At 49.1% G+C, this 16459-nt stretch carries 22 protein-coding genes; 10 read left to right on the top strand and 12 right to left on the bottom strand.

Annotated elements, in window-relative coordinates; genetic code table 11:
* Positions 1-223: 223 nt before the first annotated feature.
* Positions 224-685 carry a hypothetical protein gene (locus EDM58_RS09070; protein ID WP_122913039.1) on the top strand — a complete coding sequence of 154 codons (462 nt, stop codon included), beginning with the start codon at positions 224-226 and terminating at the stop codon, positions 683-685.
* A gap of 148 nt (positions 686-833) precedes the next feature.
* Here EDM58_RS09070 and EDM58_RS09065 read toward each other — a convergent pair whose 3' ends face one another.
* Positions 834-2426 (bottom strand): long-chain-fatty-acid--CoA ligase, encoded by a 1593-nt coding sequence (locus EDM58_RS09065; protein WP_122913038.1) that lies wholly within the window; start codon positions 2424-2426, stop codon positions 834-836.
* A gap of 262 nt (positions 2427-2688) precedes the next feature.
* Between EDM58_RS09065 and EDM58_RS09060 the strand changes: the two genes are divergently transcribed.
* Together EDM58_RS09060 and EDM58_RS09055 are read left to right on the top strand one after the other, a co-directional pair.
* Entirely contained in the window at positions 2689-3012 is a 324-nt protein-coding gene (locus EDM58_RS09060) for a helix-turn-helix domain-containing protein (protein WP_023557377.1), read from the top strand.
* Positions 2949-3866, top strand: coding sequence for an IS3 family transposase (locus EDM58_RS09055; RefSeq protein ID WP_122913037.1), 918 nt, complete (start codon positions 2949-2951; stop codon positions 3864-3866). Before EDM58_RS09060 ends, EDM58_RS09055 begins: the two co-directional genes overlap by 64 nt.
* 58 nt (positions 3867-3924) lie before the next feature.
* On the opposite strand, the gene EDM58_RS09050 is transcribed toward EDM58_RS09055, so the two are convergent.
* From EDM58_RS09050 to EDM58_RS09025, 6 genes are all read right to left on the bottom strand, one after another.
* Positions 3925-4692, bottom strand: a complete 768-nt coding sequence (locus EDM58_RS09050) for a DUF4247 domain-containing protein (RefSeq protein ID WP_122913036.1) — start codon at positions 4690-4692, stop codon at positions 3925-3927.
* A 12-nt stretch (positions 4693-4704) separates the two neighbouring features.
* Entirely contained in the window at positions 4705-5211 is a 507-nt protein-coding gene (locus EDM58_RS09045; RefSeq protein WP_122913035.1) for a DUF4178 domain-containing protein, read from the bottom strand.
* Positions 5212-5233: 22 nt separating this feature from the next.
* Positions 5234-5638, bottom strand: a complete 405-nt coding sequence (locus tag EDM58_RS09040) for a DUF350 domain-containing protein (protein WP_122913034.1) — start codon at positions 5636-5638, stop codon at positions 5234-5236.
* A gap of 89 nt (positions 5639-5727) precedes the next feature.
* Positions 5728-6393: a PspA/IM30 family protein gene (locus tag EDM58_RS09035; RefSeq protein ID WP_122913033.1), complete on the bottom strand. Its 666-nt coding sequence runs from the start codon at positions 6391-6393 to the stop codon at positions 5728-5730.
* A 189-nt stretch (positions 6394-6582) separates the two neighbouring features.
* Complete coding sequence (locus tag EDM58_RS09030) at positions 6583-8820, bottom strand: type IA DNA topoisomerase (RefSeq protein ID WP_122913032.1); 2238 nt, start codon at positions 8818-8820, stop codon at positions 6583-6585.
* Between the two features lie 160 nt (positions 8821-8980).
* Positions 8981-9184, bottom strand: a complete 204-nt coding sequence (locus EDM58_RS09025) for a hypothetical protein (protein ID WP_122913031.1) — start codon at positions 9182-9184, stop codon at positions 8981-8983.
* Positions 9185-9343: 159 nt separating this feature from the next.
* Here EDM58_RS09025 and EDM58_RS09020 point away from each other — a divergent pair, with 159 nt between their 5' ends.
* From EDM58_RS09020 to EDM58_RS08995, 6 genes are read left to right on the top strand one after another with little or no spacing between them, the layout of a single operon-like run.
* Entirely contained in the window at positions 9344-9595 is a 252-nt protein-coding gene (locus tag EDM58_RS09020; RefSeq protein ID WP_122913030.1) for a spore germination protein, read from the top strand.
* Positions 9592-9816: a spore germination protein GerPB gene (locus EDM58_RS09015; protein ID WP_122913029.1), complete on the top strand. Its 225-nt coding sequence runs from the start codon at positions 9592-9594 to the stop codon at positions 9814-9816. Before EDM58_RS09020 ends, EDM58_RS09015 begins: the two co-directional genes overlap by 4 nt.
* Positions 9817-9858: 42 nt before the next feature.
* Positions 9859-10488 (top strand): spore germination protein GerPC, encoded by a 630-nt coding sequence (gerPC, locus tag EDM58_RS09010; RefSeq protein WP_122913028.1) that lies wholly within the window; start codon positions 9859-9861, stop codon positions 10486-10488.
* Positions 10478-10672, top strand: coding sequence for a spore gernimation protein GerPD (locus EDM58_RS09005; RefSeq protein WP_122913027.1), 195 nt, complete (start codon positions 10478-10480; stop codon positions 10670-10672). Before gerPC ends, EDM58_RS09005 begins: the two co-directional genes overlap by 11 nt.
* 17 nt (positions 10673-10689) lie before the next feature.
* Entirely contained in the window at positions 10690-11064 is a 375-nt protein-coding gene (locus EDM58_RS09000) for a spore germination protein GerPE (protein ID WP_122913026.1), read from the top strand.
* 37 nt (positions 11065-11101) lie between these two features.
* Complete coding sequence (locus EDM58_RS08995) at positions 11102-11317, top strand: spore germination protein (RefSeq protein WP_023557389.1); 216 nt, start codon at positions 11102-11104, stop codon at positions 11315-11317.
* 92 nt (positions 11318-11409) lie between these two features.
* On the opposite strand, the gene EDM58_RS08990 is transcribed toward EDM58_RS08995, so the two are convergent.
* Positions 11410-12006 carry an Hsp20/alpha crystallin family protein gene (locus EDM58_RS08990; RefSeq protein ID WP_122913025.1) on the bottom strand — a complete coding sequence of 199 codons (597 nt, stop codon included), beginning with the start codon at positions 12004-12006 and terminating at the stop codon, positions 11410-11412.
* Between the two features lie 176 nt (positions 12007-12182).
* Between EDM58_RS08990 and EDM58_RS08985 the strand changes: the two genes are divergently transcribed.
* Positions 12183-12608: a DUF6157 family protein gene (locus tag EDM58_RS08985; RefSeq protein ID WP_246000613.1), complete on the top strand. Its 426-nt coding sequence runs from the start codon at positions 12183-12185 to the stop codon at positions 12606-12608.
* A 118-nt stretch (positions 12609-12726) separates the two neighbouring features.
* On the opposite strand, the gene EDM58_RS08980 is transcribed toward EDM58_RS08985, so the two are convergent.
* From EDM58_RS08980 to hisD, 4 genes are all read right to left on the bottom strand, one after another.
* Positions 12727-13467 (bottom strand): amino acid ABC transporter ATP-binding protein, encoded by a 741-nt coding sequence (locus EDM58_RS08980; protein WP_122913059.1) that lies wholly within the window; start codon positions 13465-13467, stop codon positions 12727-12729.
* Positions 13468-13471: 4 nt separating this feature from the next.
* On the bottom strand, positions 13472-14170 hold the full coding sequence (locus EDM58_RS08975) for an amino acid ABC transporter permease (protein ID WP_122913024.1): 699 nt from the start codon (positions 14168-14170) through the stop codon (positions 13472-13474).
* A gap of 70 nt (positions 14171-14240) precedes the next feature.
* On the bottom strand, positions 14241-15101 hold the full coding sequence (locus EDM58_RS08970) for a substrate-binding periplasmic protein (RefSeq protein ID WP_122913023.1): 861 nt from the start codon (positions 15099-15101) through the stop codon (positions 14241-14243).
* 58 nt (positions 15102-15159) lie between these two features.
* Positions 15160-16437 carry a histidinol dehydrogenase gene (hisD, locus tag EDM58_RS08965; protein ID WP_122913022.1) on the bottom strand — a complete coding sequence of 426 codons (1278 nt, stop codon included), beginning with the start codon at positions 16435-16437 and terminating at the stop codon, positions 15160-15162.
* Positions 16438-16459: the final 22 nt, after the last annotated feature.

The raw sequence follows: 16459 nt of genomic DNA, 5'->3' as shown, positions 1-16459 counted from the left end.
AGCTTTTTTCATATTCGGAAATGTTCTGCACTTTTCGGTTGCCAAAGTGTGTACTTTTATTTTGCCAAACACAACTGAAATGAATTCGTGATTGAAGATTCATGAAAAGATTAGAAAAATCAATAGCCCAAATAACAGTTTCGAAAATCTCCTTTACAAACCCGTTAGGCTGATGTAATTTAAAGAAAGTATGTAAAATTATGTAATCCCTAAGGAGGCCAACATGAAATATCTAGTATGTTGTCTCGCATTCTTTCTGGCTCTATCTCCTTTCGCTTCGATAGTCGCCTTGGCTAAGACTAGTCATCAACAGATCAGTTCATCTATGGCTCCTGAAGACCTCAGTCAATTATCCTTTTCTGCTCAGTTTAAAAAAGCCAAAAAAGACAGTGTCAAGCTCGACATCATAGTAAAACAGCCCAGCGGCCCTCGTCATGAGGTTGAGAGCACGTATGTCTTATCCAGGATTGAAAATGAAAAAATCCATCAGGTGGCAAGCGGGGAATTATACAAAGGAATTATCAAGCATCAAAAGAAAGTAAAGCTGTCGTTCGACTCGCTCGAAAAAGGAAAATACAAACTAGATTTGCAGGCATTTATGGTCATTAGTGAGGACGAGACCTGGGGCGCACGGAAAAATATCTACTTTACTGTAACGGACAATGGTGTAATCGAAGGCTGGTAAGAAGCGTATTGACTCCTGAGTTCGTCAGGGGTCTTTTTTTCATCCATCTCAAAACGATCCCGCTAAACCATTCAAATGATGCGAATGAAAGGATAAAGCCGATGCCCACAGGCACCGACTTCTCCTCCCCACACATCCGAACAATCGTCTAATTCACCATCCTGCCCTTCTCCTCCCAAAACGGCTTGCGCAACTCCACTTTGCGAATTTTCCCCGAAGCCGTCTTCGGCAGCTCATCCACAATCTGAAAGCCTTTGGGACATTTAAATGCCGCCATCCTCTCGCGGCAGAATCGATGCAACTCTTCCTCATCGACGGTCATGCCTGGGCGTGGGACGATAATGGCGAACGGCACCTCTCCCCATTTCTCATGAGGTACCGAAACGACTGCTGCCTCCAAGATAGCTGGATGCTCATACAGCAAGCCCTCCACCTCGATCGACGAGATATTTTCTCCTCCGCTGATGATAATATCCTTCTTGCGGTCCACGATATCGATATACCCCTCGGCATCGATCGTCGCCATGTCGCCAGTCCGGTACCAGCCGTCCACGATCGCCGCCGCCGTGGCTTCCGGCTGTTTCCAGTATCCGACCATCACCATGTTGCCGCGCGCGATGACCTCCCCGATGCTTTGGCCGTCTCGCGGCACATCCCGGTCCTCGTCATCCACGACGCGAATCTCGACGTTGAGCATCGGGATGCCTGCTTTCGCCTTCCTGCGAAAGCGGGTCTCCTCCTCTTCGTCCCGCAGATGATGCTTGATCGGGGAGACAGTGATCAGCGGCGCACATTCCGTCATGCCGTATACCTGGATAAACTCCCAGCCGAGCTGTTGCTCCACCGTGCGCACGAAAGCCGGCGGCGGCGCAGAGCCAGCGATGACCACACGCATCGGTCCCTCCAGTTTTTCGCTTTGAAACCGCGGTTCATTGATCAGCATGTTCAACACAGTCGGGGCCATGCACGCGACGGTGATGCCCTCCTTTTGGATCAGGGCGTGGATCAGCGGCGGATCGATCTTGCGCAGCATCACGTGTTTGGCTCCGACGGCCGTAAAGGAGAAAGGAGTACCCCAGCCATTGACATGAAACATCGGGAGGGTATGTAAAAGAACATCCTGGTCGGAGGCATGCAGATGGAACATGGTGTTTTGCATATTGAAGTACAAGGTGCGATGGGAGTGCATGACTCCTTTTGGCTTGCCCGTCGTGCCGCTTGTGTAAAGAATCGTTGCCAGGTCCGTCTCTTCGATATCCACCACGCAAGGCTCGCTGCTTTCCAGTTCGAGCAAAGCAGCATAGCAGTCCCACTCCCCTTTTACAGTCGCCTGCCCTCCAAGCCCTATACAGATGCGGTGTGTCACGCTCCTTACATCATCTACTATCGGCTCCACGAGAGGGATCAGCTCCTCGTCCACGAAAAACAGCTTCGCTTCCGCATGATCGACGATGTACTGGTAGTCATGCGGCAACAGGCGCGTATTCAGCGGAACGACGACCGCCCCGATTTGGAAGCAGGCATAGAAAAGCTGCAGCATTGCGGCCGTGTTGGGAGAGAGGACAGCCACCCGATCTCCCTTTTCCACACCCATTCTCTGGATCGCGCGGGCGAGTTGATGCACTTCCTGCTGAAATTCCCGGTACGTCCAGCGGCGATCTCCCTCGACCACGGCTTCCACATCTGGATACAGCAATACAGCACGGCGCAGCGTGTCGTCGATTCGCAAAGCAACATGCATAGGGTTCCTCTCCTTTTATATGGTTTATTATCCATAGACTAGCAATTCCGATGATCCTCGTCAATTTACTTTTCTGAAAATTCCATCCCTTTCAAGCAAACGATGTTCGCAGAGGTAGAAGTAATCGGTGGCAAAGAGACAGTAAAGCAATCTTTTCGCCCCTAATCAAAAAAAGAAAACCCGCCATATAGATGATATTATCCCCTTTAAGTAGACAGTAAAAAGAAAGACCATTACTGTTTAATTGGAGGGGATATTCTTTATGGGGAAAATGACATACTCGCTTGAATTTAAGACACAAGTAGTGGAATGGTTTGAACAAGGAGCTACGTATAAACAAATTCAAGAAACCTACGGTTTGGATTTACGGATGTTCCGTAGATGGGTTAGAAAATACAGAGATCACGGCGTACAAGGATTGGTAGACCAAAGAGGCAAAGCCAGAGGGATGAGCAAGGGAAGGCCTCGTAAAAACCCCATGACTTCAGATGAAAGAATTAGGCGTCTTGAAGCGGAGGTAGAATTCTTAAAAAAGCTCTTAGAAGCCAGAAAGGGGGAAAGAAGAAGGATCAGGGAAAAACAGTAATTTTTCGGATTATTGCTGAGATGGCGGATCGTTATCCAGTTCTGTTACTATGCAAAATTGCTCAAGTATCAAAAAGTGGTTATTATAAGTGGCTGCACTTACAGAAGAACCCGACGAGAAAATACGCGGAAGACCAGGAGTTAAAAAAGCTGATTTTGCATTGTCATCAACGGGTCAATGGAATATACGGATATCCTCGAATTAAGATGTGGCTATACCGGGTCCATGGCATTCGAATTAATCATAAGCGTGTGTACCGACTGATGAAAGAGTTGGGGATCCAATCACGTATTCGCAGGAAACGAAAGTATTATGGACGCAAAGAGCCAATCGTGATAACAGAAAACAAGTTGAACCGTGAGTTTGCTGCGTCACGACCTACTGAAAAATGGGCTACAGATATTACCTATATCATTTTTAACGGGAGACGGCTGTATCTGTCTGTCATTTACGACCTTTTCAATAATGAGGTAATTGCCTATAAGGTCAGCAAACAGAATGATTTGTCCCTCGTCTTAGATACTGTGAAGGCAGCGACACAAAAAAGAGACGTGAATGGCGTCCTGCTACATAGCGATCAGGGAAGCCAGTACACGTCCAGAGCATATCAGAATCTATTACAAGCGTATAACATAACTCCAAGTATGTCGAGAAAAGGAAACTGCCTGGACAACGCTTGTATCGAAAGCTTTTTTAGCCACCTCAAAACAGAATGTATATATTTGGATTCCTTCGGAACCGAAGAAGAGGTGAATAAAGCAATCGAACGTTACATTCATTTTTACAATCACGAACGGATTCAAGCTCGTTTACGCAGCCTCAGCCCAGTTCAATACCGAGCTGAGGCTGCGTAAAGCAAGGGCTTGTTTTGAACTGTCCACTTGACGGGGATAAGACCAAGATGCTGGCGGGTTAACGTCGTTTGGTGATTCTTCCCGATCCTCCGACCTTGGTTTTTGGCGGGGATTTTTGTGATGGTGAAAAAATCGATCCTTTGCTTGATGAGGAGCTTCCCGAGGACGAATTGCGAATAATTTTTCCTGTGCTTTGACTGGAAGAACTCGCGGGCTTCTCGAACAAGCTGCCGCCCGAGCCTACTGTCCCTGTTTCCGCTGATTTTTGTCCCCGTTTGATAATGCTGCCGGTGCCTTCTTTGGTGACAGGCGGCGGCGCAGCTTTATCCGGCGTGCTGTACTTCCCGCCCGGTTTGTTCACGTCTTTGCTGGAATAACCGCGATAGCTGCCGCCATGGTCGCTCATGCCATCCAGAATATCGTTCAGTACGGATGCGACGAAATAGGCTTTCAGGAACGACGACTCGTAGTTCTCTTTGACAAATTCCTTCGTGTCGACCTGAATCAAGGTATCAGTCGGTTTTTCCGTATCCTGCTGCAGGTGATACCAGGCATCCGAGTAGACCAGGAACATATGCTGTGAATCTTCTGCGGACATTTCTTCCGGCTTTTCCTGCTCGACCAGCTCTTGGGCTACCTCCGGCACCGTCTTGTTCTCGACACGGTAGATGCGGGAGGATTGACCGCCATCGGCTGCACTGACGGATTCCAGCGCATAGACATCGCTGATATCCGGCGCGATTTTATCATTTCCGCCAGCCATCGCCATCAAAAAAATGGCGGGAATCAAAAAGAGCTTTATCAATTTGACCCACTCACGGGGCATATGCCTCACCTCCTAGCTCCCGCGCAAGACCTGCACATCAGCAGGAAGAACGCTCTCTCCTTCATACAGCATGAAACGGCCATCCTGCCATTCGATCCGCAGCAATTGCCGCTGGTCGGATTGGAACTGCCAAATATATTGCTCTCCCGAAGCGGAAAAAGGAGCTTTTCCTACTACAAGGATTCGTCCGTGGTACTGTTCCTCCAGATGATAGACCACGTCATCCATCTCGATCGTCGTCGGCACTTCATCTACCGAATCCAGCCTGCCGTCGATCTCGTGATAGAGGTGATATATGGTTCGCTCGCGATCTTCAATGTACAGGTAGCGAATCTGGTTGCCGTCCTGCAGGGTCAGCATGTTCGCATTGCGGCTGGCATTGGCTGCCTTGCCGATCACCTGATACGTGACCATCGAGACCTCGACCACGTCTCCCGGTGCCAACGTCAGGATGCTTTTCTCCTCTGCTGGCGGCTCATGTTTGGCAAATAAGTTTGTAATCCGTTTGAACAAGCTCATGACAAACTACCCCCTGCTGTGATTACAGGCACGCAGCGATGATCATCGCGCCGACTACATGAAGGGAACCGGCCAATAGCGCATGCGTCACCTTTCCCTGTTGTGTGCCTTCTTCCAGATTGAGTCCACCCGCCATGCGGAAAATGACTTCAACGATTCTCTCCAGAACAAATAAAATGACGAATGAGATCACGGACACAAGCAACGCTGTCCAAAGCAAGTTCGCATGGTTAATGGACTGCGACAGGATATACCCTTGTGCAAAAAGCTTCAGCACAAAACGGATCGTCACAGCCATATTGCCTTTTTTCATTTCTTCCAAATCCTTGTATTTTGTGAACAAGGAATCAATCCACATTAACACGCATAGCAAAAGCCCGCCTGCACCGGTCCAAACCAGCATGGCAAGAACTTCATTCCACTCCAAGCTCCTCACCTCGTACGATTCAATTGATTATTCATCGCCCGCTTGCCCGAGTCGGCAAGGCCGAAAAAAAGGGGAACCGCATCAGCGGTTTACCCCTCGTATTTTTTCATTAAGGCTGCCAACTCGTCTTCTACCTGCTGGTCTTTGTTCAGCTTGGCGATCTCTTCGTCCAGGGAGGTCTCTTTTTTGTAGAGTTCTCCACTCGCCTCGGCTTCCGCTTCCATCTGCAACGCCTTCTCTTCCATGCGTTTCAGTCCGGACATCGCCGAGCTGTTTCCAAGACCAGACATCGCTTGATTGATGGTTTTTTGCGCTTTTGCCGCATTGACGCGCGCAACCAGGGTTTCGCGTTTGTTTTTCAGTTCGGTAATCTGCTTTTTCATTTCTGCCAACTGATCACGCAGATTGTCGGCTGCCAGCTTGTTCTTTTCGTAGCCAGCCTTGTACTCGGCCACTTTTTGCTCGGCTGCTTTCTTTTCTTCCAAAGCGCGGCGAGCCAGGTCGATGTTTTTCGCTTGGGCAGCCACATGTGCCTGCTCCTCGCGTTTTTTCGCCAATGCTTCCTGCTCTTCATACAGGACCTTGAATTTCTTTTCCAGTGCGATTTGGGCGGCAACCGCTTTTTCCGCTTCTTCCAGGTCATCCTGCATATCGCGCAGGTACTGATCAGTCAGCTTGATTGGATCTTCGGCTTTTTCAATCAACGCATTCAGATTGGACATGGTCAAATCGCGTAGTCTTTTAAAAATGGACATGGATTTTTCCTCCTTGGAACATTTTATAGAAAAGCGACGATGTGCCGCACTTTTCAGTGAAAAACGTCTTGTCGTTTTTCGTAAGAGTGAATCCGACCGCTTGCGGTCGAACAAAACGGTTTAACCGTTTTATTACTAAGTATCTACGTGAAAGGGAATCAGAAGTTTCATGAATCCTCACAGAGTTTTTCACGGTTGGATGGCCAGTTCACCCGTTTCCTTGTTTTGCAGGATCAGCCGTCCTTCCGCTGGGGTCCCATCCGCACGTACCAGCTTCATTTTCCCTGTCTTGCCCTTTTCGATCAACGCTTTGACCTGGGAATCCGTCAGCATTCGGCCGTGGTTCTCTTTCCAGATGACAAAGGAACAGCCGACACTGTAATTGGAGCAGCCATAGCCTTTTCTTCCCATGAAAATGGAACCGCTGCAGCCTGGACGCGGACATCCGGCAATCACGCTTGTAGCTGTAGAAGCAGCTGCTCGTGCAGCCGATGATTTTTTCGCTGTGGTCTTGGCTCTCGCTGCTTTTGCCGGGCTTTTTTCCCGCCCCAGTGTCTTGGCTGGCCCTTCCGCGCTCTCGAACGAGGCCTTGTCGGCACGAGCCTGCAATCGGACCTTGTCTACGATCATGGTCGCGAATTTCTTCACATTCTCCATGAAGCGATCATCGGAAGCTGTCCCCTTGGAGATTTCATTCAGCCTGCGCTCCCAATGTCCGGTCATCTCAGGTGAGGTCAAAAGCTCCACTCCCGCTCCGCGAATCAGCTCGATGACGGTGCGCCCCTTTTGGGTAAGCAGGATTTTCTTGCCCTGCATCTCGATGTACCCCACCTTTTTCAGACGCTCGATGGTCGCTGCGCGGGTCGCCGGAGTTCCCAAGCCGGATTCCTTCATCGCATCGCGCAGTTCCTCGTCCTCGATCTGCTTCCCGGCGCTCTCCATGGCTTTCAGCAAGGTTCCTTCCGTAAAATGCTTGGGAGGCTGTGTTTCCTTTTCTTTGACGAGCGCATCGGCGCAATGCACCGCTTCATCACGATTCAGAGTGAAGGGCTCGCTCACCTCGATTTCTTCTTTTTCTTCATCCTCCTTGTTTGCATTTCGTGCTCCTCGCGTCTTTTCCTTCTTCTGATCGGCGTAGATCGCCTTCCAGCCGATTTTGCGCAGCTCTTTTACCGTCGTCTTGAATCTTTCCTTTTCCACCTCGGTCATGACCGTATGCAGCTTGTACTCCGCTGCGGGGTAAAACTGGGACAGGAAACGGCGGACGATCAAATCGTAGAGCTTTTGCTCGTCTGCAGATAGTCCCTTCGCCTTGCGATTGGTTGGCAAAATCGCGTGGTGATCCTCGACCTTCGCCGGGTTGCAGACAAAGCGGTTTCCTTTGTGGACCAGACTGCGGTCTGCGCCGCGCACGAATTCGTCGTAGGCTGTGCCTTGCAGGGCTTGCAGCGCTTTATGCATCTCGGGAATGTTCTGCTCCGTCACGTAGTTGGAATTCGTCCGCGGGTATGAGATCACCTTGTGCTTCTCATAGAGCGCTTGCGCGAGATCCAGCGTTTTTTTGGCTGAGAACCCGTATCTGCTGTTCGCCTCGCGCTGCAGCAAGGTCAAATCGTAGAGCCGGAACGGAAATTCCTTGGTGTCCTTCACTTCGTAAGACGCGATACGCCCCTGCTTGCCCCTAATTTTCTGTGCAAGCTGCTCGGCTTTTTTCTGGTCGGTGATCCGCTCTCCTTGCCAGATGCCTTTGTAGCTGGTTTCACTTTGCGCAAAATGACCCTCCACGTCAAAATACTTCAGCGAGGAGAACGCTTCTATCTGTTTCTGCCGATCATAAACCAACGCGAGTACAGGAGTTTGCACCCTTCCGACGGAGATGAGTACATTGTGCTTGGTGGTAAAAGCACGCGAACCGTTCATCCCGATCAGCCAATCCGCTTCGCTGCGGGCTCGAGCCGCCTTTGTCAGGTTTTCAAACTCCGCTCCGTCTTTTAGTTCGGCAAACCCTCTGCGGATGGTCTCAGGCGTCAGGTCAGAGATCCAGAGCCTTTTGACCGGCTGTCTCAGCTTCAGATGGCGTTGGATCAGCGAAAAGATATGCTGCCCTTCTCTCCCGGCGTCACAGGAGTTGATGAGAAGATTGCTTCGCTTCGCCAATTGAGCGATCACCTTCAATTGATCCCTGGTTTTGCGATTCGGGACCAGCTTGAACGTATCGGGAATAATCGGCAGGTCGTTTATATTCCATTTTTTGTATTTTTCATCATAGGCATCCGGTTCTGCCAATTCCACCAAATGACCGATCGCCCAGGTAATAATGTAGCGGTCGCCTTCCAGATAAGTCCGGAAGTTCTTGGCTTTCGGCTCGATTGCGGCTGCGATGTTTCGTCCCATATCGGGTTTTTCCGCAATGATGAGTGTTTTCAAAACGTCTTCTCTCCTTCGTGAAAAACGGGCTTGCCCGGCAAAAAAACTCTAGCGGTGATGGCGCTAGAGTCTGTGGTTCTATCGATGCGTCTTGCACAATCTATTATATACCAATGCCGGGGACAGAAATAGCCCATTCGCTCCCTTGCCGAAGGCTCCTTTACTCACCCCCGTTTTCTTGCAAATACGGTTGGAGCGGCACTTGCTTGCTTATGATAAGCGAATCCCTCGGAGTGTCGAATACAGTCTGGCAATCGATCACCTCGGCATCGCCGATCAGCAGTAGAGACGATTGGGCGATGCTGGTCACTTCAACCTCGTCTACTTTCAGGCATTTGTTGTTTATTTTGATCGTTAGACTCATTTGCGCTGTCCTCCTTTTTTCCCTTCCTTAAGCAAAAACGTGGAAGCTTCTTTACTCTATGCCCTTGTGCATAGAGCGGTCGCTAAAAACAGGTATGAACACCCAGTTGGTTTCCACATAGAATACAAAAGGATTTTCTGAACGAAGGGTGTGTCTGAGATGCCAGCGATTGTAGGGGTTATCAATGTGAACAGTATGTCTGGCGTCTTCAACGCCGGTGATGTGCGCAACATTATGCCGATCAGCTATGTCCAGACCTTTACGGGCGGCGGGTCTTTCAATTCCGGGACGAATCTGTACTTCCATATTCCCCGTTCGAACATCTACGTGAATGATTCCGGGAACGCCGCCATTCCCGTCTTTGTAGAAGAAATCCTGGAGGCAGCGGCCAAGGAACGGGATCAGCGATGAATTTTTTTGTGACCCAGCATATTGTCATTCACCGTTTCAACATAAACAGTTTGACCAACTCTTCTGTCTGTCAAATCGGCAGCTCAGGCATGATCAAGCCGTCTGCCCAGCTTTACAATACGGGCGGATTTACAGAACCTGCCCCTCCAACCACCTTCCAGCCGGAGCAATCTCCTACAGAGGAGTTCGTTCCCCGTGTTCCTCTGGTAGACCCCAGCTAGCAGCCTGACCTGCTGGCAGTTTGGAAAAGAAGGATGATCGTCATGTATCCAAATCAAGAACTGATGCAGTACTTTCAACAAATGAGCGATTTCCTGCTGGCCCAAAGCAAGAGGCTGGAAAGCATGCAGCAGCAACTTGATCAACTGCATCAGGGCATGAGTGAGTGGAAAGAAAAACAAGTGCCAAATGTGATCAAAAACGAATATCATTTCGATTTGTTGAAAGTAGAAAAATTGGAGGGGACCTTAAACATCGGGTTGAATCCAAAAGGCAATGATTCAGCGATTGGCGATATGTCCATCGGATCAGGGCAAGAAGGCCAGCAACAAGAAGAAACGGGCCAGCCATTGTTCGAGCGTGTTCAAAAAGCCGTCTACCGCTTTCTGGATAAGGACGCCTATAAGCTTCTCCAGCGGATTGAAGAGGAGTGTGGGTATCCCTTAGATCCGGCCTATCGCAAATTTATACTGGAAGACATCAAAAAACAGATCGACCCTCGTATTCGGTACTATCTGGGGCAACTGGACACTGATGAATTGGAACCTGAGCAAATAGACGCGTGGGTGGAAAAAGTTGTCCAAAAAGTAAAACGTGATATTGAAAATACTTGTGTTTCCTTTATTCAGCATTTGCCACGACAGATGGAGGGAGACAGCAGTCATGCGCTATGAGGTAACGAACGGCAAGATGTGTGTCGGAAGTCTAAATACGATTAACTTAGCGACATCTGCCATGGTGATGATCGGCGATACGCGTGAGGTCTATCTGTTCAGTGCAATTGAAGTTCCTCCCGAGGACTTGATCGTAGGCGTGACCCTTGCCCCCATCTCTTCCGAACCATCCGCATCCGAATAGAGGGGGCAGGTCCAAAGATGTCCGGGCGAACTTCAAAAGTAGAATCGTTAACGATCATCAGTATCGACCAGACCTCCGTGTTGGAGATAGGGGATTCCCGCACGGTGGAGGCTGCCTCCTATGTCCTTGCTGTTCAGCGCGAACCTGCCATCTACTATCAGCATGAGTTCCCTTTTGCAGCCTATCCTCTCTTCTCTCTTCCCCGGCCCTTGCCAGAACCGCCCGAGCCGTTTGACATCACCACATGCCAGGAAGATAACACCATCCGAGTCCACCGTATCAGTGCCTCTATTCTGGCCGCTTCCGCTGTCCTGCAGATTGGTTCCAATGATTGTCTCACACTCGATACCCGTGTGAAAAACATTCGGCACTTGTTGCGAGAGAAGCCTTGATCTACAGGTGTACGAGGGTGAAGGGAGGGGTTGATCTTTGCCTTCGATCATAGGCGCAGTGAATATTAACAGCAACGAGGGAACCGTCAATTTTGGAGATACCCTCAATATCTCCCCGAAAAGTGCGACCAAAAACTACTCTGGTTCTGGCGGGAGTAATACAGGAAACATTGTCAACACGGTCAATGGAGCCAGTGCTACGAATACGTTGGATACTAGCGCCGTAGACCAGCCTATCGCGGGGAATATCTAATGCACAGTGCCGGGCAGCAGGGCACTGTGCCACTAGACGTCTGGACAAGCCCGAAACATGAAAAAAGAAAAGAGAAGGCCTCTTTCCTCCTCTTACAATTTGGCGCGAAAGGTCGTTTTCCGCTCCCGAAGGTTTTGGTCGCGGACCAGGTACAATTCGAGCAGTCCGTCCTGATACTGCGCCTTCATCCCTTTGGAGCTGACCGTCACCGGCAGCGTTATCTTGCGGCAAAAGGAACCCGCTGTTCGCTCGCTCTGTACCCGGGACGGCGTGTAGACGTGTTCGCGAATGCGTCCCCTCAGCTCGAGGACTTGCTGATCAAGCAGTGTCACCTCCAGGCTGTCACGAGCAAATCCGGGCAGCTCGCAGCAGACGATGACGAGGTGATCCGTTTGGAAAATGTCTGTGACGGGAAAAAAAGGCGTTTCTTCTACGGAAATGGAATCGGGTTCCTCCTTCGCTTTTCGTTTTCGCGCTTTCTTTACCTTCGTCACGATTTCCTGGGGCGCTGTCTGTGTCGCCGGAGTGGCGTGCTTGCTGAGCACGACCAGATTCTCCCAAAAGTTGGTGTCCAATATTTGATTCATCTGGCTCAATGCCTTCCAGGGCTGCTCCTGGTCGATGCTTAATCGAGACAGGCTCTCGGATGCTTTTTGCAATTGTTTCATGGTTTCCTGCAAATTTTTCACTTGCCTTACCTCCCCTCTCGTCCGGATGTCCTTGCTCCCTATCAGGGTATGCAGTAGGCGTTTGTCCGGGAAATAAAACTTTCTGACGAGAGTTTGTTCTCGATTGGACAAATCCTTATTTGCCGTATTATTCTAGAAAGAGATCGATTACCATTTGCAAAAAGCGGGTGTTATTGTTGAGTAATTTAATCGATACTTTCGTGATGGTATCTCCAGATTGTCCAGTACAGGCAGGAGTGATTCCGGCGAATAAAAACGACGAGAAGCCATCTATTCCTTTCCTTCAATATCAACTTTTAACTCAAAACCCATATCGTTTTACGATTGAAGACCTCATTTACGAGGTACATATCCGTCATAAGCAAATTCCAAGCGAAGATGTTGAAGCTAATGGGGATGTGATTCGACAGGAGTTATTTCAAAAAAAACATCCATGCATGCGCGCATCCATGCTTCCGAAAAAGTACGGGTGGGGTGTTCACTACAATTCAGAAGGGAAACTGGCGCTCTATGGCATGGAGACAAAGGAATACCTTCAATTTGTCCAGAGTGGCGATAACGGTCCCAAGCTCGTTTTTGCAATGCGGAATTCGCGCTCCTGACCAGCCTGTCATTCCAGTAATTCGACTCACTACAAGCAAGAGCGACTATTTTGAATGAAAAAAAGCTTTCACATTCTGGTGGGATGTGAAAGCTTTTTGCCTGTTCCTACGTTCCTCTCTAGTTGCCGACTTGCTGCAAGAATTCTTTCGTTCTGGGATGCTTGGGATTGGTGAAAAATGTATCCGGTTCCCCTTCTTCGACGATCACTCCGCCATCCATAAAAATGATTCGATCCGCTACTTCCCTGGCAAATTTCATCTCATGGGTAACCAAAACCATCGTCATACCTTCATTCGCCAGCTCTCTGATGACCTGTAGTACTTCGCCGACTAGTTGCGGGTCAAGAGCGGAGGTGGCTTCGTCGAACAACATCACCTTAGGCTCCATCGCCAAAGCTCTAGCAATTGCCACACGTTGCTGCTGACCACCCGAAAGTTGACTTGGATAATGATCCTTACGATTGGCTAGACCTACCTTTTGCAAAAATGTTTCGGCAATTTTGATCGCCTGTCCTTTTGGGATCTTGCGGATCGTGATGAGTGCAGCCATCACATTTTCCAAAGCAGTCTTGTGCGGGTAAAGATTGAAACTCTGAAACACCATCCCGACTTCCTGGCGCAGGCTAGCCACATGCTTTTCATTGGCCTTTTGATTAGGCTCAGCGAACTTCTTATCTTCGATCATGACGGTTCCAGACGTAGGCTGTTCAAGGTAATTGATACAGCGAAGAAACGTTGATTTTCCTGATCCAGATGGGCCGATGATGGCAACTTTTTCTCCCTGGCTGATGCTTAGATCAATCCCCTTTAGAATTTCGTTCTCTCCGAACCTTTTATGCAAATCCTGAATAGTTACCATGATCTTAGACATGTCGACGCAGCCTCCTTTCCATGATGCGGATAGCCTGTCCCAAAGGAATACTGACGATCAGATAAATCAAAGCCGCTATCGTATACGACTCAATGGTCAAAAAAGTTTGCGATGCGTACGCCTGAGTTTTCAGGATAATTTCACCCAGTGTGATAAATGCACACAACGATGTATCTTTCAACATGGCATTGAAATAATTCCCGAGCGGCGGTAGAGCGATCCGAATCGACTGAGGAATGACAATATGCCACATAGCTTTCCGACTTGTGTAACCCAGTGCTTTTGCTGCCTCTAATTGTCCCTTGTCAATCGCTTGAATCGATGAACGGAAAACCTCAGACAGGTAACAGCCATAATTGACCCCAAGACCGATAATGCTCGCTGTAAACGCGCTAATGTTCATATGGTAACCGGGTACCCAAATCCCTACGATGTAGCTGATAATCTCAGGCAATACATAGTAGACATAAAGAAGCTGTACCAGAAGCGGGGTACCTCGTACGATTTCCAAAAAGGCAATTAAAACAACCTGCAGTGAACGAACTTTCGATAGTCTGCCCAAAGCTACCAGCATCCCGATCGTTAAGGCCAAGACGAAAGAGAGTAACGCCAAGGTAACGACCAGCCCTAATGCTTCCAAAAGAGAAGGTGTAAGCTGTTCAAAAGCTGTCTTAAAGTCCAAATGATTCACTCCACTAACCCCCCGCTAACCAAGGGAAGCGCATCTCTGCACTTCCCCCCGCATATTTCGGCCAATCCTATTACTCGACAGGCATCATATTGTCTTCACTTAAACCGTATTTCTCCAGCACTTTCAAAATAAAGCCTTCTTCTTTGAGTTTGTCGATTTCTGCGTTCACGGCATCTAACAAGTCTTGATCGTCTTTCCGAACAGCAGCGGCAATGACACCGTCAAAATGAGGCGTATAGGGCGAGACCAGTTTCAGATTCAGGGTAGGATCTTTCTTGATCGTAAAGGCGGCCGTTGCGCTATCGGTTACAACAGCGTCCACTTTTTGCGTATTGGTCGCTAGGAGCAGCTCTGCTTGCGAACCAAAGACTTTGACTTCTTTTATTTTTCCTTCTTTTTGAAGCTGCTCGAGATATTCAAGAAAGGTTGTCCCTTTTTGGGCACCAACTACTTTGTCACTCAGATCATCCAATCCCTTGATGTCAGAATCCTTACGTACGATCAAGCCTTCCCCTTGCTTGTACCAGCGGTGCGTAAAGTTTGCGATCTTTTCACGCTCTGGTTTCACGTACATGCCGTCCGTTACCATATCGACGTTCTTGTTGTTCATCTCGATCAGCATATTCTCGAACTTTACTTCCTTCATTTCTACTTTCGGAATGCCTAAGCGGGTGGCAACTTCTTTGATGATCTCAGCATCAATGCCGGTAAATTCCTTCGTATCTTTGTCGATATAAGCAAATGGAACGTCGTTCGAGGATGCTACAATCAAGACGCCCCTTTCTTTGATCTGCTCCAGTGTCCCCTTCGTCGCAGCCCCGGAGCCTGGAGTCGGATTCTCAGCGCTTGAGCTTTGGCCACCACAGCCTGCCACAAGCAAGCTCATGGTTAGCGCACCGATTGATAAAATGCTTGTCCATCTCTTCTTCATCAAAAGCACCCCTTATCTCTCATCTGAAGTTGGTTTTACGCATCATGCAGAAAATCGACTATTCGACATCCAGCTTGCCAGTTAGACGGATATTGGCAGAACGTAGATGGCCAATCAATCCCTCTCTTTGCGATTGGCGAACACAATGCGGCGCCAATGCTTTTACGCCTTGATCATCAATCCATTGGTGCGTCACGACTTTGAGGAAGGTTCCTACCCAGACGCCACCTGTGTACTTCGCTGCACCCAACGTTGGCAAAATATGATTGGTACCGCAGACTTTGTCAGCATAAACGACAGACGACTTTTCACCTAAGAAGAGCGAGCCGTAATTGATAAACGACTGCAGATGCTCTCGACTGTCTTTGATCTGTACGTGCAGATGCTCCGGTGCGATGTCATTGGTTACTGCAATGGCCTCTTCCAGGGTATCCGTCACGATGACTTGCCCTCTGCGAATCCAGGCCGCTTCTGCCACTTTTGCTGTTGGCAGTGTTTTCAGTTGTTCGGCAATCTCAGCCTGAACGGCATCGGCAAGCTTTTGACTCGTCGACACGAGAATGACACGCGCATCCACATCATGCTCAGCTTGCGCGAGAAGATCGGAGGCTACATAATCCGGCCGAGCCGTTTCATCGGCTACTACCAGAACTTCACTTGGTCCCGCCAGCATGTCGATGCCAACGATGCCCGATACCTGCCGTTTCGCCTCTGTAACGAACCGATTACCCGGACCTACAACCTTGTTTACCGGTTGTATGGTTTCCGTTCCATATGCTAATGCAGCAATCGCCTGTGCTCCCCCCACCCGGTAGATCTCGTCCGCACCAGACAAATGTGCAGCATAGATCACGGCTGGATGAATTTCTCCGTCTTTGGTAGGCGGTGAACATACTTGGATTTTTTGGACTCCAGCTACTTTTGCCGGAATAATTCCCATTTGTGCTGAGGATAACAGGGGATAACGACCGCCTGGTACATAGGCGCCAACCGACTCAATCGGAATGACACGCTGGCCGAGAAAGACCCCTGGTATCATTTCCTGTTCAAATTCTGTCAACGTACGGCGCTGCGCTTCAGCAAACGCCTTGATTCTTTCAATCGAGAAAGACATGTCTTCCAGCAGCGTTTGCGGCAGGATTGACTTTGCTTTCGCAATGGCGTCTTCGGATACCTTCAAGTCGTCCAGTTCTACGCCATCAAATGTTTTTAAGAAGTCTTTTAGCGCGCTGTCCCCTTCCTGACGTACACGGTTTATGATTGCAGAAACCGTATGTTCCAGTTCAGCTTTCTCTTGTACCTGCAGACCAGCTTCTTCTTTGATGTAATGAATCATTCTAAACCCTCCAATACCGTTG

Source organism: Brevibacillus panacihumi (assembly GCF_003710985.1).
GTDB lineage: Bacteria > Bacillota > Bacilli > Brevibacillales > Brevibacillaceae > Brevibacillus > Brevibacillus panacihumi.
This window is presented reverse-complemented; position numbering and strand designations above follow the sequence as displayed.

Excerpts from the sequence above, each read along its gene's own strand:
- EDM58_RS09070 (WP_122913039.1), top strand. The coding sequence starts at position 224 with ATGAAATATCTAGTATGTTGTCTCGCATTCTTTCTGGCTCTATCTCCT.
- EDM58_RS09065 (WP_122913038.1), bottom strand. The coding sequence starts at position 2,426 with ATGCATGTTGCTTTGCGAATCGACGACACGCTGCGCCGTGCTGTATTG.
- EDM58_RS09060 (WP_023557377.1), top strand. The coding sequence starts at position 2,689 with ATGGGGAAAATGACATACTCGCTTGAATTTAAGACACAAGTAGTGGAA.
- EDM58_RS09050 (WP_122913036.1), bottom strand. The coding sequence starts at position 4,692 with ATGCCCCGTGAGTGGGTCAAATTGATAAAGCTCTTTTTGATTCCCGCC.
- EDM58_RS09045 (WP_122913035.1), bottom strand. The coding sequence starts at position 5,211 with ATGAGCTTGTTCAAACGGATTACAAACTTATTTGCCAAACATGAGCCG.
- EDM58_RS09035 (WP_122913033.1), bottom strand. The coding sequence starts at position 6,393 with ATGTCCATTTTTAAAAGACTACGCGATTTGACCATGTCCAATCTGAAT.
- EDM58_RS09025 (WP_122913031.1), bottom strand. The coding sequence starts at position 9,184 with ATGAGTCTAACGATCAAAATAAACAACAAATGCCTGAAAGTAGACGAG.
- EDM58_RS09020 (WP_122913030.1), top strand. The coding sequence starts at position 9,344 with ATGCCAGCGATTGTAGGGGTTATCAATGTGAACAGTATGTCTGGCGTC.
- EDM58_RS09015 (WP_122913029.1), top strand. The coding sequence starts at position 9,592 with ATGAATTTTTTTGTGACCCAGCATATTGTCATTCACCGTTTCAACATA.
- gerPC (WP_122913028.1), top strand. The coding sequence starts at position 9,859 with ATGTATCCAAATCAAGAACTGATGCAGTACTTTCAACAAATGAGCGAT.
- EDM58_RS09005 (WP_122913027.1), top strand. The coding sequence starts at position 10,478 with ATGCGCTATGAGGTAACGAACGGCAAGATGTGTGTCGGAAGTCTAAAT.
- EDM58_RS09000 (WP_122913026.1), top strand. The coding sequence starts at position 10,690 with ATGTCCGGGCGAACTTCAAAAGTAGAATCGTTAACGATCATCAGTATC.
- EDM58_RS08980 (WP_122913059.1), bottom strand. The coding sequence starts at position 13,467 with ATGGTAACTATTCAGGATTTGCATAAAAGGTTCGGAGAGAACGAAATT.
- EDM58_RS08970 (WP_122913023.1), bottom strand. The coding sequence starts at position 15,101 with ATGAAGAAGAGATGGACAAGCATTTTATCAATCGGTGCGCTAACCATG.
- hisD (WP_122913022.1), bottom strand. The coding sequence starts at position 16,437 with ATGATTCATTACATCAAAGAAGAAGCTGGTCTGCAGGTACAAGAGAAA.